12 protein-coding genes are annotated in these 15,520 nt (G+C 55.6%); 7 read left to right on the top strand and 5 right to left on the bottom strand.

What is annotated here, in order from left to right; translation table 11 throughout:
- Window positions 1-140: 140 nt before the first annotated feature.
- Window positions 141-569, top strand: coding sequence for a DoxX family protein (locus tag IAE48_RS07935; RefSeq protein ID WP_042716323.1), 429 nt, complete (start codon window positions 141-143; stop codon window positions 567-569).
- A gap of 114 nt (window positions 570-683) precedes the next feature.
- Here IAE48_RS07935 and hcr read toward each other — a convergent pair whose 3' ends face one another.
- The 3 genes from hcr to IAE48_RS07920 form a co-directional block, all read right to left on the bottom strand.
- On the bottom strand, window positions 684-1,652 hold the full coding sequence (gene hcr / locus IAE48_RS07930) for an NADH oxidoreductase (protein ID WP_200133999.1): 969 nt from the start codon (window positions 1,650-1,652) through the stop codon (window positions 684-686).
- 10 nt (window positions 1,653-1,662) lie between these two features.
- Window positions 1,663-3,315 carry a hydroxylamine reductase gene (hcp, locus tag IAE48_RS07925; protein WP_200133998.1) on the bottom strand — a complete coding sequence of 551 codons (1,653 nt, stop codon included), beginning with the start codon at window positions 3,313-3,315 and terminating at the stop codon, window positions 1,663-1,665.
- A gap of 144 nt (window positions 3,316-3,459) precedes the next feature.
- On the bottom strand, window positions 3,460-4,359 hold the full coding sequence (locus tag IAE48_RS07920) for a lysine exporter LysO family protein (RefSeq protein ID WP_200133997.1): 900 nt from the start codon (window positions 4,357-4,359) through the stop codon (window positions 3,460-3,462).
- A 177-nt stretch (window positions 4,360-4,536) separates the two neighbouring features.
- Here IAE48_RS07920 and IAE48_RS07915 point away from each other — a divergent pair, with 177 nt between their 5' ends.
- Entirely contained in the window at window positions 4,537-6,195 is a 1,659-nt protein-coding gene (locus IAE48_RS07915; protein ID WP_200133996.1) for an ATP-dependent endonuclease, read from the top strand.
- On the opposite strand, the gene IAE48_RS07910 is transcribed toward IAE48_RS07915, so the two are convergent.
- The gene (locus IAE48_RS07910; protein ID WP_200133995.1) at window positions 6,192-7,148 is read right to left on the bottom strand and encodes a VirK/YbjX family protein; all 957 of its coding nucleotides are present in this window, start codon (window positions 7,146-7,148) and stop codon (window positions 6,192-6,194) included. The two genes, IAE48_RS07915 and IAE48_RS07910, sit on opposite strands and share 4 nt — an antisense overlap.
- 159 nt (window positions 7,149-7,307) lie before the next feature.
- On the opposite strand from IAE48_RS07910, the gene macA reads away from it, so the two are divergent.
- Window positions 7,308-8,423, top strand: a complete 1,116-nt coding sequence (macA, locus tag IAE48_RS07905; RefSeq protein WP_200133994.1) for a macrolide transporter subunit MacA — start codon at window positions 7,308-7,310, stop codon at window positions 8,421-8,423.
- On the top strand, window positions 8,420-10,366 hold the full coding sequence (macB, locus tag IAE48_RS07900; RefSeq protein ID WP_200133993.1) for a macrolide ABC transporter ATP-binding protein/permease MacB: 1,947 nt from the start codon (window positions 8,420-8,422) through the stop codon (window positions 10,364-10,366). The genes macA and macB overlap by 4 nt, the downstream gene beginning before the upstream one ends.
- Before the next feature lie 63 nt (window positions 10,367-10,429).
- On the opposite strand, the gene cspD is transcribed toward macB, so the two are convergent.
- On the bottom strand, window positions 10,430-10,651 hold the full coding sequence (gene cspD / locus IAE48_RS07895) for a cold shock-like protein CspD (RefSeq protein WP_023481381.1): 222 nt from the start codon (window positions 10,649-10,651) through the stop codon (window positions 10,430-10,432).
- 642 nt (window positions 10,652-11,293) lie between these two features.
- Here cspD and IAE48_RS07890 point away from each other — a divergent pair.
- The 3 genes from IAE48_RS07890 to clpA all read left to right on the top strand — a co-directional run bounded on the left by IAE48_RS07890 (window position 11,294) and on the right by clpA (window position 15,353).
- Window positions 11,294-12,382, top strand: a complete 1,089-nt coding sequence (locus tag IAE48_RS07890; RefSeq protein WP_200133992.1) for a triacylglycerol lipase — start codon at window positions 11,294-11,296, stop codon at window positions 12,380-12,382.
- Between the two features lie 330 nt (window positions 12,383-12,712).
- Window positions 12,713-13,033: an ATP-dependent Clp protease adapter ClpS gene (gene clpS / locus IAE48_RS07885; protein ID WP_023481436.1), complete on the top strand. Its 321-nt coding sequence runs from the start codon at window positions 12,713-12,715 to the stop codon at window positions 13,031-13,033.
- Between the two features lie 31 nt (window positions 13,034-13,064).
- The gene (gene clpA, locus IAE48_RS07880; RefSeq protein ID WP_023481807.1) at window positions 13,065-15,353 is read left to right on the top strand and encodes an ATP-dependent Clp protease ATP-binding subunit ClpA; all 2,289 of its coding nucleotides are present in this window, start codon (window positions 13,065-13,067) and stop codon (window positions 15,351-15,353) included.
- The last annotated feature ends 167 nt before the right edge of the window (window positions 15,354-15,520 follow it).

Raw genomic sequence — 15,520 nt, 5'->3', positions numbered from 1 at the left:
TTTTGTGATCACGCTTACAAGCTTAGACAATCAACCGCTGACGAGACGGGAATATTATATCCATAAGTGAAACAGGGGTTTATTTTGACGGTGAAGAGGCATAGGTTGGTGTCAGTCAACGAAAACAGGAATACTTTCAGATGGTTAAATCATTGTTAAATTCAGTTAATAAGATGTTTTCGCATGAGGATTTGGGGCGCTTGCTGCTGCGTCTGGCCGTCGGCGGGCTGATGCTGTTTCACGGCGTGCATAAGCTGATTGGCGGGATTGATGGCATTGCCGGGATGCTGGCGGCAAAAGGGCTGCCGGGGTTTATCGCTTACGGCGTGCTGGTGGGGGAAGTGCTCTGCCCGGTGCTGATTATTCTCGGTATTTTTACCCGCCCGGCGGCGCTGGTGCTGGCGTTTACCATGGTTGTCGCCTGGCTGATGGTGGGCATTGGCGAAACCGGTTCGCTGGAGGTGACCGGCGCGTGGGCGATTGAGAGTATTGTCTACTTCTTCTTAGGCGCGCTGGCGGTGGCGTTTATGGGGGCAGGGCGATATTCCGTCGCGCCCGCGTGGAAGTAGTTGTGATGTAAAAATGCCGGATGGCGGCTAGCGCCTTATCCGGCCTACAAAGGCATAACGGCTTGTTTTGTAGGCCGGATAAGCGCAGCGCCATCCGGCATGTTGACTTGAACCTTACGCTAAAACCAAATCCCCTTGCGGGTGGCAGGAGCAGGCGAGCACAAACCCCTCGGCAATCTCCTTCTCAGTCAGCGTCATGGTGCTGCTGACTGAGTACTCCCCGGAAATCACCTGCGTTTTGCAACAGCCACACACGCCTGCGCGGCAGGCGGCGTTGACCGGCATTTTATTGCTCTCCAGCGCCTCCAGCAGCGTGCTGCCCACCGGCGCATAGAAAGTTTTCATCGGTGAGAGCTTGCTGAACTTCAGCCCGCTGGTGGCGGCTTCGGCAACCGGCGTAAAGAACTGCTCTTTAAAGAAGCGGGTGACGCCAAGTGCTTTCACTTCCTGCTCAACCCATGCCATATAGGGCGCCGGACCGCAGGTCATCACCGTACGCGCACTCAGATCCGGCACCGCGCTCAGCAGCTCGCGGCTTAACCGCCCCGCCACAAAGCCCTCGGTGGCATTGTGCTCCGCCACCAGCGTCACCGGGTAGTTCTGCCACTCATCGGCAAAGATCACATCCTGCGGCGAGCGCACGCTGAAAATCACCTGCACATCCGCCTGCGGACGGTGCTTCGCCAGCCAGCGGCGCATCGACATAATCGGCGTTACTCCGCAGCCTGCCGCCAGCAGCAACAGCTTATCGTTCGGTTCGTTATCGCAGGTAAATTCCCCCTGCGCGTCGGAGAGCCAGAGATAATCGCCGCGCTTAACCTCACGCGTCAGCCACTGCGAGCCTGTGCCCTCATCAATACGGCGAATGGTCAGCGTAATGTATTCACTGACGCCCGGCGTCGAGGAGAGGGTATAGGCACGCAGCGTGTTGGCGCTGTTGCCAATGCTCACCAGCGCATACTGCCCGGCGCGGTAGGGGTAGTAATCATGGCACAGCAGCGAAAGCGTCCAGACATCCGGCGTCTCCTGGTGGATATGGTGCACCTGCATCCGCCACGGGCATTGAGGGGTTGGCATGCTCATTTTTCGCTCCTTATGCGCTCAGTAACTGCTGCATATCCTGCTCGACGGTGGTCACCTGGCGCAGGCCGAACTTCTCATTCAGCACCGCCAGCAGATCCGGCGTCAGGAAGCCCGGCGCGGTAGGGCCGGTGACAATATTTTTCACACCCAGCGAAAGCAGGGTCAGCAAAATGACAATCGCTTTCTGTTCAAACCAAGACAGCACCAGCGAGAGCGGCAGATCGTTAACGCCGCAGCCGAGCTTATCGGCCAGCGTTACTGCCAGAATTATCGCCGAGTAGGCATCGTTACACTGCCCGGCATCAACCAGACGCGGCAGGCCTTCAATATTGCCAAAGTCGAGTTTGTTAAAGCGGTATTTACCGCAGGCCAGCGTCAGGATCAGGCAGTCGTCCGGCACCTGGGTGGCAAAATCGGTAAAGTAGCTGCGCTCCCCGCGCGCGCCGTCACAGCCGCCGACCAGGAAGAGGTGGCGCAGTTTTTCACGGCTCACCAGATCGATCAGCGTATCAACCGCGCCGAGCAGCGTCTGGCGACCAAAACCAACGGTGATCAGATGCTCGATCTCGCTAAACGGGAAGCCGGACATCTGCTGTGCCTGGCGGATCACCGGGGCAAAGTCGTCGCCTTCAAGGTGGTTAACGCCCGGCCAGCCGACGATACTGCGCGTCCAGATGCGGTCATCATAGGAACCGACGGTTGGGTCGATAATGCAGTTGGAGGTCATCACAATCGGGCCGGGGAAACGGGCGAACTCAACCTGCTGGTTCTGCCAGCCGCTGCCGTAGTTACCGACCAGATGTTTGAATTTACGCAGCTCCGGGTAACCGTGCGCCGGCAGCATTTCGCCGTGGGTATAGACGTTTACGCCAGTGCCTTCGGTCTGTTGCAGCAGGTTATAGAGATCTTTCAGATCGTGACCGGAAATAAGAATGCATTTGCCCGCCACCGCTTTGACGTTGACCTGGGTTGGCGTCGGGTGACCATAGAGGCTGGTCTCACCCGCGTCGAGAATGCTCATCACGCTGAAGTTCATCTTACCGATCTCCATCGCGCACTCCAGCAGGGCGTTCATATCCGCCGGCCAGGTGCCGAGCCACGCCATGATGTTGTGGTAGCGTGCGTAGAGATCGTTATCGTACTGACCGAGCACGTGGGCATGTTCCATGTAGGCCGCCGCGCCTTTCAGGCCATACAGGCAGAGCAGGCGCAGGCCAAGAATGTTTTCGCCAATCGCCGCTTTATCTTTGTTCGGGGTAAATTCCGCTGCCTGGCGCTGCAACGCGCCGAGATCGTCGCTCACCAGCTGTAAATCGGCCATCGGGTTGTCTACCTGCGCCTGCGGATCGATCGCCAGACAGAGGGCTTTCAGTGCTTCACGTTTGGCAATCGCTTCCCGGGCATAACCGATAATGCGCACCGAATCGAAGTTAACGTTGGTCAGGGTGGAGAAGAAGGCGCGCGGCGCGAAGTTATCAATCTCGTGGTCAATCAGATCGTAGTCGCGCGCTTTGCAGGCCCAGGCGGAAAGCCCCTGCAGGGCGGCAATCAGCAGATCCTGGAGATCGGAGGTTTCAGCGGTTTTCCCGCACATCCCCTGCGCGTAAGAACAGCCATTTCCTGCCGGGGTACGGATGGTTTGTTCACATTGCACACAAAACATGGTCACACCTTCTTTAAAGTTATATTTAAAATACATGTTTAAGATTAATAGTGCGGGCGAAGGCGTGAAAGGTCTTTTAGCGGCTATTTACGCAGAGATTGATTTAGCGCAAGTTTGGCGGCAGAAACCCACCGCCGAAGGCGATCAGGCAGAGAAGAGGGCCATTAACAGCGGCACCAGCAGGCTAAGCACGAATCCATGGACAATGGCGGCGGGCACCATCTCCAGCCCGCCAGAGCGCTGCAACACCGGCAGGGTAAAATCCATCGACGTCGCGCCGCATAACCCCAGCGCCGTGGAGCGGCTGCGGCCAATCAGGCCAGGAATTAGCATAATGGCGATCAGTTCGCGCGCCAGATCGTTAAAGAACGCCGCACTGCCAATCACCGGGCCAAAGGATTCAGTAAGCAGAATCCCGGAAAGGGAGTACCAGCCAAAGCCGGAGGCCATCGCCATCCCCGTTTTCAGCGGCAAATCGAGGAGTAGCGCGTTGATCACACCGCCCACCAGCGAACTGGCAGCAACGACCACCGCGATAATCATTCCCCGGCGGTTCAGCACAATCTGTTTCAGGGTCATGCCGCTGTTACGCAGCTGAATACCGACCAGCAGCAGCAGGAAGATCAGCGTGTATTCGCTGGCTTCGGTCGCGTGCTGCAAAAACGCAAGGCCGCTCAGGCCAATCACAAAACCGAGCAGCACCACGCCGCACAGGCGCAACGACTCCAGTGCCATCGCCAGCCGAGACGGCAGCACTTCCTGCTGATGGTGATGGTGCCACGGCAGGGATCGCTCCAGCCACAGCAGCGCACAGGCGTTGCAGAGTAAAATAATCACCACGCTGACCGCGGAATAATGCAATATCGACAGCAGGTTAGCGCTAAGGTTATCAAGGAAGGCGAGGCTGATACCCATAAAAAAGAGGATCACGTAGACAATCCAGCTGAGCAGTTTATTGATCAGTTTGAGTGCAGCAGCATGACGCAGCGGAATGAGGTAGCCCGCCACCAGCGGCAGAAGAATAATTAACAATCCTGAAAACATGAACAGCCCAAATCCTTACGTAAATTTATATGCACTGCAACACACTACAGAAAGGCTGAAAGTGAGTAAAGCTGCGAAAAGTGAGCGATTTTATGCAAATGCAGATTTCAATGGCGCTTCCCGCATGCCGTTATGCTGTTGGCGCAGGGAGAGGGCAACACACCAGGAGGATGAGAGATGATTCTGGAGCGAGTTGAGGTTGTGGGATTTCGGGGTATTAATCGCCTCTCATTGCAGCTTGAACAGAACAACGTGTTGATTGGTGAGAACGCATGGGGCAAATCAAGCCTGCTGGATGCGCTCACCCTGCTGCTGTCGCCGCAAAACGATCTCTACCACTTTGTGCGCGATGACTTCTGGTTCCCGCCGGGCGATATCAACGGCCGCGAGCACCACCTGCACATTATTCTCACCTTTCGCGAATCGGAGCCGGGGCGGCACAAAACGCGGCGCTACCGCCCACTGGCGGAGTGCTGGGTGCCCAGTGACGATGGTTATCACCGCCTCTTTTATCGTCATGAAGGGGCGCTTTCTGCCGGGGGCGAAGTAAGGACGCTGCGCGGTTTTCTCGACACCAAAGGCGAACTGCTGCCGCTGCGTGACAGTGATGAGATGGCGCGCCACCTGATTCGCCTCTCGCCGGTGCTGCGCCTGCGCGATGCGCGTTTTATGCGCCGGCTGCGCAGCGGCGGCACGCCGGAAACACCGCTGCTGGAGAGCACCGCGCGCCAGCTCGATTTTCTCTCCCGCGAGCTGGTATCAAGACCGCAAAACCTGACCGATGCGCAGATCCGCCACGGCTTATCGGCGATGGTGCAACTGTTGGAGCACTACTTTGCCGAGCAGGGCAGCGGTACGTCGCTGCCGCGCCTGATGCGCCGTCGCTCCCATGATGAGCAGCGTAGCTGGCGCTATCTCGACACCATCAACCGCATGATTGATAAGCCCGGTGGGCGCATGTACCGGGTGATCCTGCTGGGCTTTTTTTCCACGTTATTGCAGGCCAAAGGCTCTGTGCACCTCGACCGCGATGCGCGTCCGCTGTTGCTGGTGGAAGATCCCGAAACGCGGCTGCATCCGATTATGCTCTCCGTTGCCTGGCAGTTGTTAAACCTGCTGCCGCTGCAACGTATTACCACTACTAACTCCGGCGAACTGCTGTCGTTGACGCCCGTCGAGCATGTCTGCCGACTGGTGCGCGAATCGGCACGCGTCGCGGCCTGGCGTCTCGGGCCGGGCGGGCTGAGCGCAGAGGATGGGCGACGCATCGCGTTTCATATTCGCGTCAACCGCCCCTCATCACTGTTTGCCCGCTGCTGGCTACTGGTCGAGGGGGAAACGGAAACCTGGGTGATTAACGATCTTGCGCGCCAGTGTGGGCACCACTTTGATGCCGAAGGGATAAAGGTGATTGAGTTTGCGCAGTCCGGGCTGAAGCCGCTGATTAAATTCGCCCGCCGGATGGGCATTGAGTGGCATGTGCTGGTGGATGGCGACGAAGCGGGGAAAAAATATGCCGCCACCGTGCGCGGCGTACTCGATAATCATCCCGATCAGGTGCGGGTCCATTTAACCGAACTGCCGGCGCGCGACATGGAGCACTTTATGTATCGCGAAGGGTTTGATGATGTCTATCACCGCGTGGCCCAGCTGCCCGCTAACGTGCCGATGAACGCGCACCGGGTGATCACCAAAGCGATTCACCGCGCGTCAAAACCGGATCTGGCCATTGAGGTGGCGATGGAAGCGGGCAGGCGCGGCGTGGAGGCGATCCCCCCGCTGCTGCGTAAAATGTTCTCCCGCGTGCTGTGGCTGGCGCGCGGGAGAGCCGATTAACGCTGGCAACGTTCGGCAGTCTGGCTTTGCAGGCTGTCGAGCAGCTCATAACGGCGGCGATACTCTGCGCGTTTTTTGCTGGCGATCTCCTCAATCGGTTTACGCGGCATCATCAGTGGCAGCACGAAGTCTCTCTGGCCATCGACAACGCCACCGAGCGATTCCCAGAAGCTGTTGTAGTCCGCATGCAGCTGGCGCAGTTTTTTCTTGCGATAGCGCAGGCTCTGGTAGATGTGGGTTTCATTGCTTACCGCACGGATCGTTTCTACTTCGAGGAACTGCGCCAGCATCATTGCCGCCTCAACCAGCAGCCGCTTCGGGAACAGACCGTGACAGGCTTTGGTCGCGCCCTGGATCGCTTCGTGCGGCACATGGGATTTTGGCCCTTGCAGCCCGCCAATGTAGAGCGTGGTCAAACCGTTAAACGGGCAGATGGTGAAGGTGAGGCGCGCCAGCGGCGTCTCCAGCGCGTCATAGAAGGTGAGCGTCGCTTCGCCCTCTTTATCCAGCGCGGCGTCTGACCAGAGACGGATGGAGTAACTCTGCTCATCTTTTCCGGTCAGCCGGGCCAGCGTGCAGCCCGACGTCGTGAGATAGCTGTTCACCATCCCTTCGGGCAGCAGACGATTAAACGTGTCGTAGTGCCAGCAGATCGCTTCGCTGGTTTGCTGACGCGTCAGGTTGACGGAGAGCCAGGGGCGGTGTAACCGGCACGGCAGACCCGGCTGCATATGCAGCTTGCGGGCGAGGTGCGGCTGGTCAACGAGACGTGACAAAAAGTGCGCGGTGGCAAAAGGCATCGCCAGCGAGCGCAGCAGGAATTTACGCCGGTGGGAGCCTTTCTCCCAGGCGGGTCCCGGCACAAGATCGCCGGTAAGCAGAGAAGCGAATAGCTGCCAGGCCGTTTTCGGGAGCGGCCGTTGAGGTTCAAAAACAGTAGCGATAACGGACATGGTGCAACTCACATTTCATTAAGAGATCTCAATTTCATCAGGTGCTGACTCAACGCCTCTTCAATGGATAAGGGAGAAAATGCGAAGATGAGGTTTCGTTGAGCCGCTGTTTAGTTAAAATTGCTCTCTCCATCGCATGTCCGATTATCTGGAAATTTTATGAAACTGAAGGGAAAACGCAGGACAGGGTTGTTTGTGCTGATCGTCATCATAGTGCTGGCGGCTTTCTGGCTCTGGAGCAAGTTAAATGCGCCGGTGGTGCAGTATCAGACGCTGATTGTTAAGCCGGGCGAGCTGCAACAAATGGTGCTGGCGACCGGCAAACTCGACGCGCTTCGCAAAGTTGACGTCGGTGCGCAGGTCAACGGTGAGTTACAACGCCTGACGGTCAACATCGGCGATAAGGTGAAGAAAGATCAGCTGCTGGGCATCATTGACCCGGCGCAGGCGGAAAACCAGATTAAAGAAGTGGAAGCGACGCTGATGGAGCTGCGTGCGCAGCGCCGCCAGGCGCAGGCCGAGCTGAAGCTGGCGCAGGTGACTTATGGACGTCAGCAGCAGCTGGTGCAGAGCCACCTGGTGTCGCGCCAGGATCTTGACACTTCGGCCACGGATGTCGCCGTAAAACAGGCGCAGATTGGCACCATCGATGCGCAGATCAAACGTAACCAGGCAACGCTGGATACGGCAAAAACTAATCTCGATTACACCCGCATTCTCGCGCCGATGGACGGGGAGGTGACGCAAATTACCACTCTGCAGGGGCAGACGGTGATTGCCATGCAGCAGGCACCGAACATTCTGACGGTTGCCGACATGAGCACCATGCTGGTGAAAGCGCAGGTCTCCGAAGCGGATGTCATTCATCTCAAACCCGGCCAAAAAGCATGGTTCACCGTGCTGGGCGATCCGGGTACCCGCTATGAAGGGGTACTGAAAGATATTCTGCCGACGCCGGAGAAGGTCAACGACGCCATCTTCTATTACGCGCGTTTTGAAGTGCCCAACCCGCAGGGCGTGCTGCGTCTGGAGATGACCGCGCAGGTGCAGATCCAGCTTACCGGGCAGAAAAACGTGCTGACCATTCCGCTGGCGGCGCTCGGCGAGCCGGTTGGCGATAACCGCTATAAGGTTAAAGTGCTGCGCAATGGCGAGACCCGCGAGCGGGAGGTGATCCTCGGCGCGCGTAACGATACCGATGTGGTGGTGGTCAAAGGGCTGGACGCGGGCGATGAAGTGGTGATCGGCGAGCGGAAAGAGGGCGCGGCGCAATGACCGCCCTGCTTGAACTGAAGGACATTCGCCGTAGCTACCCCTCCGGCGACGGCATGGTCGAGGTGCTGAAAGGCATTACCCTCACCATAAACGCTGGCGAGATGGTGGCGATTGTGGGCGCTTCCGGCTCCGGTAAATCGACGCTGATGAATATTCTCGGCTGTCTCGATAAGCCGACCCGCGGCACCTATCGCGTGGCGGGAACGGATGTTTCGACCCTCAGTGGCGACGCGCTGGCGCAGCTGCGCCGCGAACACTTTGGTTTTATCTTTCAGCGCTACCATCTGCTCTCCCATCTGACCGCCGCACAGAATGTTGAAGTGCCAGCGGTCTATGCCGGGACGGAGCGCAAAGCGCGGCTGGCGCGCGCTAAAGAGTTGCTGACGCGTCTCGGGCTTGGCGATCGCAGCGAGTATCAACCTTCGCAACTCTCCGGCGGCCAGCAGCAGCGCGTCAGTATTGCCCGTGCGTTGATGAACGGCGGGCAGGTGATCCTCGCCGATGAGCCAACCGGCGCGCTGGATAGCCACTCCGGCGAAGAGGTGATGGCGATCCTCCATCAACTGCGCGATCGCGGCCACACGGTGATTATCGTCACCCACGATCCGCAGGTTGCCGCGCAGGCCGAGCGGATCATTGAGATCCGCGATGGTGAAATTATTGCTAATCCGCCGGCAAAAACTACCTCCGCTTCTGCGGCAAAACATGAAGGCGTTGTTACGTCCGTCGGCGGCTGGCGGCAGTTCACCAGCCGTTTCCAGGAGGCGCTGACCATGGCCTGGCGGGCGATGGCGGCCAACAAAATGCGCACTCTACTCACCATGCTTGGCATTATTATTGGCATCGCCTCGGTGGTGTCGATTGTGGTGGTGGGCGATGCGGCCAAGCAACTGGTGCTGGCAGATATCCGCTCCATTGGCACCAACACCATTGATGTCTACCCCGGTAAAGATTTTGGTGATGATGAGCCGCAAAACCAGCAGGCGCTGAAGTATGACGATCTGCTTGCCATTCAAAAGCAGCCGTGGGTGCGCTCAGCCACGCCATCGGTATCGCAAAACCTGCGTCTGCGTTACGGCAATATCGACGTGGCGGCCAGCGCGAACGGCGTCAGCGGGCAATATTTTAACGTTTACGGTATGACCTTTAGCGAAGGCACCGCGTTTAACGCCGAGCAGCAGGGCAGGCGCGCGCAGGTGGTGGTGCTCGACAGCAATACCCGGCGGCAGCTCTTCCCGGATAAAGCCAGCGTAGTGGGTGAAGTGATTCTGGTGGGTAATATGCCGGCGACGGTGATTGGTGTGGCGGAAGAGAAGCAGTCGATGTTCGGCAGCAGCAAGATCCTGCGCGTCTGGCTGCCTTACAGCACCATTGCCGGGCGGATTATGGGCCAGTCATGGCTCAACTCCATTACCGTGCGCGTAAATGAGGGCTACAGCAGTGAACAAGCCGAGCAGCAACTGACGCAGCTGCTTAATCTTCGCCACGGTAAAAAGGATTTCTTTGTCTGGAACATGGACGGGGTGCTGAAAACGGCAGAGAAAACTACGCGTACGCTGCAACTCTTTTTAACGCTGGTGGCGGTGATCTCGCTGCTGGTGGGCGGGATTGGCGTGATGAATATCATGCTGGTGTCGGTCACCGAGCGTACCCGGGAGATTGGCATCCGAATGGCGGTGGGCGCACGTGCGGGCGACGTGCTGTCACAGTTTCTGATTGAAGCGGTGTTTGTCTGCCTGGTGGGCGGTGCGCTGGGTGTGATGCTGTCGATGCTGATCGCCTTCACTCTGCAACTCTTTCTGCCCGGCTGGGAGATTGGCTTCTCGCCGGTTGCGCTGTTGACGGCCTTTTTGTGCTCCACCTTTACCGGCGTGCTGTTTGGCTGGCTTCCTGCCCGCAATGCCGCGCGGCTCGATCCGGTGGATGCGCTGGCACGCGAGTAATAAAAATGCCAGCCCACCGGGCTGGCATTTCACTGCACTTTGTACACAACGAGGTCACAGGCGTCAGGCTATCGCTTCCAGTTCTACTGGCACGATAAGGCTGGCATGATTGCCTTTAGGGCCCTGGTGTACATCAAACCGGACCGTCTGCCCGGCTTTTAACGTTCTGTAACCATCCATCTGGATGGTGGAGTAATGGGCGAAGATATCTTCACCACCGCCTTCCGGGCAGATGAAGCCAAACCCTTTGGCATTGTTGAACCACTTTACAGTACCCATTTCCATGCTTCGACATCCTTCGTAAAACTTATTTAAGTAAGATGGAATGAACCGGTGGCGGAGCGGCGGGTTGTTCAAAACCTCGCCAACTCACGACTCTACAATTTAGATAATTCGTATAATGCGTCAAGTATTTGGCAAGCATTCTGGGAGACAGCGCATCAATTTTTTGAAGCAGTTAACGCTATGGTAAAAAAATGTGATGCAGGTCTCGAATATGGCTATTCCACAGCTATCTGTTGCGCAATAGAAACCTTAATTGCCAGAGATTTAAGATGTAATTTAATAAGTTATTAATTCACGTGAATTATCCTAATTCAAATAAATTAATTACTCTTTCGCCTTAATGCGATAATTCAAAAATTATCCGAGAGCATTCTTGTATATTAATCCACTTTAAGGGCTGAAAAGAAAAGCATCGTGAAAGGTACTATTAGCGTCGCAACGTTGGTGTAAATAAAAAAGGATGAAGTTACATTGAAAACTTTAAAGAAATTATCTTTAGCGCTATTGGTATCAGCTTCGCTTATTAATTCCTCTTTCGTCGCGGCAGAGACAGTCGACGCGGCTCCACAAAACATGGCCCAAAAAGGAAATCACTATCCCCTTATTTTTGTTCATGGTGTTGTCGGCTGGGGTCCCGATGAAATGCTGGGTTTCAAATATTGGGGCGGGTTTGATGACACCATTGCCTATTTAAATAGCAATGGGGTGGAGTCTTACGCCGCCGTTGTTGGGCCGGTTTCCAGCAACTGGGATCGCGCGGTTGAGCTCTATTACTATATTAAAGGCGGCACCGTTGATTATGGCGCCGCCCATTCCCTGAAAGCGAACCATGCCCGCTACGGTAAAACCTACCCCGGCATCTATCCGCACTGGGATGAGCACCATAAGATCCACCTCGTTGGGCACAGTATGGGTGGGTTAACCAGCCGCCAGCTGGTGGATATGCTGCAGGACGGCAGCGAAGAGGAGCGCGCGTTCCATGAATCGCACCCTGGAACAGAGCTCTCTCCGCTTTTTGAAGGCGGGAAAGATTATGTTTTCAGCGTCACGACCGTCGCAACGCCAAATAATGGCAGCTCGTTTGCACAAGATAAAAACCTGATCGTTGGCCTGATTGAAGATATGGTTCGCAAAGCGGCGACTATTGCCGGCGTATCGTCGCTCTCTTCATTTGTTTATGATTTCAAACTCGACCAGTTTGGCCTGCGTCGCGACCCGGATGAGAGCCTGGCTGAATATATTCGCGATGTTTTCACCAGCAGCATCTGGGATTCGAAGGATATAGCCTCTTACGATCTCTCGGTAGTTGGCATCAGTGCGAATAAGCAGTACCTGGAGACTAAGCCCAATGTCTATTATTTCTCACATACTGGTAAAACGACCGTTGGCGTGCCGTTTACCTCTTTCCAGATCCCCGGCGTCTATACCAATCCACTGCTGGTGCCGTCAGCAACCTATATGGGTAAAACCATTACCGATCCGCAAACATCGTTAATTAATGCCACCTGGACGACGAATGATGGGCTGGTGAATTCAGTCTCCAGCTATTATCCCTTTGGTGCCGATGCGAAACCCTATGATGGCCAGCCGAAAAAAGGGCAGTGGAGCTATTACCCGGTAATGTACGATTGGGATCATCTCGACTTTATGGGATTTGATGTTATCCCGCAGGCTTACGTTAATGCTTTCTATGCCGATGTTGCGAGGTCATTACTGGAGCTGGATAAATAGTTCTGAAATAAATAAAAAGACGAACCCTCAGCGGTTCGTTTTTTATTTAGCATAATGTTTAAAATTTAAAAAAAAGAAAAATAAGATACATTGAAATCTTTTTACACAGGTGAAATGGCAAGGATCGCCAAAAAAACCTATAATCGAGCCATATAATGTGCACTAAGCAGGACATCTTCACATAACCATCCACTTAATGTTGTTATTCAAATGCAGGGCGATCCATTATAGTTGCCTGACATCTGATGCTGATTGAAAATGCATCTAAACTCATGTAATCGGCCGATTAGACGTGCGCCGGAACCTGTAACCTAAGATGAAGCGCTAACGATGGGTAAGAGCAATAGCTGGCTGGATTTTGAGCAATTGGCGGAAGATAAACTGCGCGACGCGCTCAAACCGCCATCGATGTACAAAGTGATGATAATGAACGATGACTACACGCCAATGGAATTTGTTATTGACGTGCTACAAAAGTTCTTTTCTTATGATGTTGAACGTGCAACGCAACTGATGCTAACGGTTCACTATCACGGTAAGGCTATCTGCGGTGTTTTCACCGCCGAGGTCGCGGAGACGAAAGTTGCCATGGTGAACAAGTATGCAAGGGAGAACGAGCATCCGTTGCTGTGTACGCTGGAAAAAGCCTGACGTCAGGCAATAAAACTTGGGGGAGGTGCCTATGCTCAATCAAGAACTGGAACTCAGTTTAAACATGGCTTTCGCCAGAGCGCGCGAGCACCGACATGAGTTTATGACCGTCGAGCACTTGTTACTGGCTCTGCTCAGTAACCCATCTGCCCGTGATGCGCTGGAAGCGTGTTCCGTGGATCTGGTGGCGCTGCGGCAGGAACTCGAGGCCTTCATCGAACAAACCACACCCGTCCTGCCGATGAGCGAAGAGGAGCGTGACACGCAGCCGACGCTCAGCTTCCAGCGCGTTCTGCAGCGCGCGGTGTTTCACGTTCAATCTTCCGGACGCAGCGAAGTCTCCGGTGCGAACGTGCTGGTTGCCATCTTCAGCGAGCAGGAGTCGCAGGCGGCTTACCTGCTGCGCAAACATGAAGTCAGCCGCCTTGACGTGGTGAACTTTATCTCTCACGGCACGCGCAAAGACGAGCCGGGTCCATCCTCTGACGCGGGCAGCAGCAGTAGCAGCCAGGCGAGCAGCGAAGAGCAAGCAGGCGGGGAGGAACGTATGGAAAACTTCACCACCAATCTTAATCAGCTTGCTCGCGTGGGCGGAATCGATCCGCTGATTGGACGTGGCAAAGAGCTTGAGCGCGCCGTCCAGGTGTTGTGCCGCCGCCGTAAAAACAACCCGCTGCTGGTGGGGGAATCGGGCGTTGGTAAAACCGCGATTGCCGAAGGGCTGGCCTGGCGAATTGTACAGGGCGACGTGCCGGAAATTATGGCCGACTGCACCATCTACTCGCTGGATATCGGCTCACTGCTGGCGGGTACTAAATACCGCGGCGATTTCGAAAAACGCTTTAAGGCGCTGCTGAAACAGCTCGAGCAGGACAGCAACAGCATTCTGTTTATCGATGAGATCCACACCATCATCGGTGCAGGCGCTGCGTCCGGCGGGCAGGTTGACGCCGCAAACCTGATTAAGCCGCTGCTCTCCAGCGGTAAGATCCGCGTGATGGGCTCCACGACCTATCAGGAGTTCAGCAACATCTTTGAAAAAGATCGCGCCCTTGCGCGCCGCTTCCAGAAAATTGATATCACTGAACCTTCCGTTGAGGAAACGGTGCAGATTATCAACGGCCTGAAGCCGAAATATGAAGCGCACCACGATGTGCGTTACACGGCGAAAGCGGTACGCGCCGCGGTTGAGCTGGCGGTGAAATACATTAACGACCGCCATCTGCCGGACAAAGCGATTGACGTGATTGATGAGGCTGGCGCGCGAGCACGGCTGATGCCGGTCAGCAAACGCAAGAAAACGGTTAACGTGGCGGATATTGAATCCGTGGTTGCCCGCATTGCGCGTATTCCTGAGAAGAGCGTCTCTCAGAGCGATCGCGATACGCTGAAAAGCCTCGGCGACCGTCTGAAAATGCTGGTGTTTGGTCAGGATAAAGCCATTGAGGCCTTAACCGAAGCGATCAAAATGAGCCGCGCAGGGCTGGGTCAGGACCATAAACCGGTCGGCTCCTTCCTGTTTGCTGGCCCGACCGGCGTCGGTAAAACCGAGGTGACGGTACAGCTGTCGAAAGCGCTGGGCATTGAGCTGCTGCGTTTTGATATGTCCGAGTATATGGAGCGCCACACCGTGAGCCGTTTGATCGGTGCGCCTCCGGGCTATGTCGGTTTCGATCAGGGTGGCCTGCTGACCGACGCGGTGATCAAACATCCGCATGCGGTTCTGCTGCTTGATGAGATCGAAAAAGCGCATCCTGATGTCTTTAATATCCTGCTGCAGGTGATGGATAACGGGACGCTGACCGATAACAACGGGCGCAAGGCCGATTTCCGCAACGTCGTGCTGGTGATGACCACCAACGCCGGTGTGCGTGAAACCGAGCGTAAATCCATCGGCCTTATCCACCAGGATAACAGCACCGATGCGATGGAAGAGATCAAAAAAATCTTTACGCCGGAGTTCCGCAACCGTCTGGACAACATCATCTGGTTCGATCATTTGTCTACCGAGGTGATTCACCAGGTGGTCGACAAATTTATTGTCGAACTTCAGGTGCAGCTGGATCAGAAGGGCGTCTCGCTGGAGGTCAGCCAGGAAGCGCGCGACTGGCTGGCAGAGAAAGGCTACGACCGTGCGATGGGTGCCCGACCAATGGCGCGTGTGATTCAGGACAACCTGAAAAAACCGCTCGCCAACGAACTGCTGTTCGGATCGCTGGTTGATGGCGGCCAGGTCACCGTCACGCTGAATAAAGAGAAGAATGAGCTGGAGTATGGTTTCCACAGTGCGCAGAAGCACAAACCGGAAGCAGCACATTAATCTCTGCATTAACCTCATCAAACCGGGCCCTGCGCCCGGTTTTTTTATGCCTGTCGATAAACGTGCGTGAAAAAGCGGCGCACCTTCTACTTTGTCAACGCAAGACCCTTCCCGTCACCGCATTAAAACCGTGAGATAAACGGTTCTACAGAGCTAAATGCGGTACT

It is taken from the genome of Kosakonia sp. S57, from assembly GCF_016516575.1.
GTDB classification, from domain to species: domain Bacteria; phylum Pseudomonadota; class Gammaproteobacteria; order Enterobacterales; family Enterobacteriaceae; genus Kosakonia; species Kosakonia cowanii.
This window is presented reverse-complemented; position numbering and strand designations above follow the sequence as displayed.

What these genes read in the sequence shown, in the direction of transcription:
- IAE48_RS07935 (WP_042716323.1), top strand. Translation starts at nt 141, where the DNA reads ATGGTTAAATCATTGTTAAATTCAGTTAATAAGATGTTTTCGCATGAG.
- hcr (WP_200133999.1), bottom strand. Translation starts at nt 1,652, where the DNA reads ATGAGCATGCCAACCCCTCAATGCCCGTGGCGGATGCAGGTGCACCAT.
- hcp (WP_200133998.1), bottom strand. Translation starts at nt 3,315, where the DNA reads ATGTTTTGTGTGCAATGTGAACAAACCATCCGTACCCCGGCAGGAAAT.
- IAE48_RS07920 (WP_200133997.1), bottom strand. Translation starts at nt 4,359, where the DNA reads ATGTTTTCAGGATTGTTAATTATTCTTCTGCCGCTGGTGGCGGGCTAC.
- IAE48_RS07915 (WP_200133996.1), top strand. Translation starts at nt 4,537, where the DNA reads ATGATTCTGGAGCGAGTTGAGGTTGTGGGATTTCGGGGTATTAATCGC.
- IAE48_RS07910 (WP_200133995.1), bottom strand. Translation starts at nt 7,148, where the DNA reads ATGTCCGTTATCGCTACTGTTTTTGAACCTCAACGGCCGCTCCCGAAA.
- macA (WP_200133994.1), top strand. Translation starts at nt 7,308, where the DNA reads ATGAAACTGAAGGGAAAACGCAGGACAGGGTTGTTTGTGCTGATCGTC.
- macB (WP_200133993.1), top strand. Translation starts at nt 8,420, where the DNA reads ATGACCGCCCTGCTTGAACTGAAGGACATTCGCCGTAGCTACCCCTCC.
- cspD (WP_023481381.1), bottom strand. Translation starts at nt 10,651, where the DNA reads ATGGAAATGGGTACTGTAAAGTGGTTCAACAATGCCAAAGGGTTTGGC.
- IAE48_RS07890 (WP_200133992.1), top strand. Translation starts at nt 11,294, where the DNA reads ATGCTGGGTTTCAAATATTGGGGCGGGTTTGATGACACCATTGCCTAT.
- clpS (WP_023481436.1), top strand. Translation starts at nt 12,713, where the DNA reads ATGGGTAAGAGCAATAGCTGGCTGGATTTTGAGCAATTGGCGGAAGAT.
- clpA (WP_023481807.1), top strand. Translation starts at nt 13,065, where the DNA reads ATGCTCAATCAAGAACTGGAACTCAGTTTAAACATGGCTTTCGCCAGA.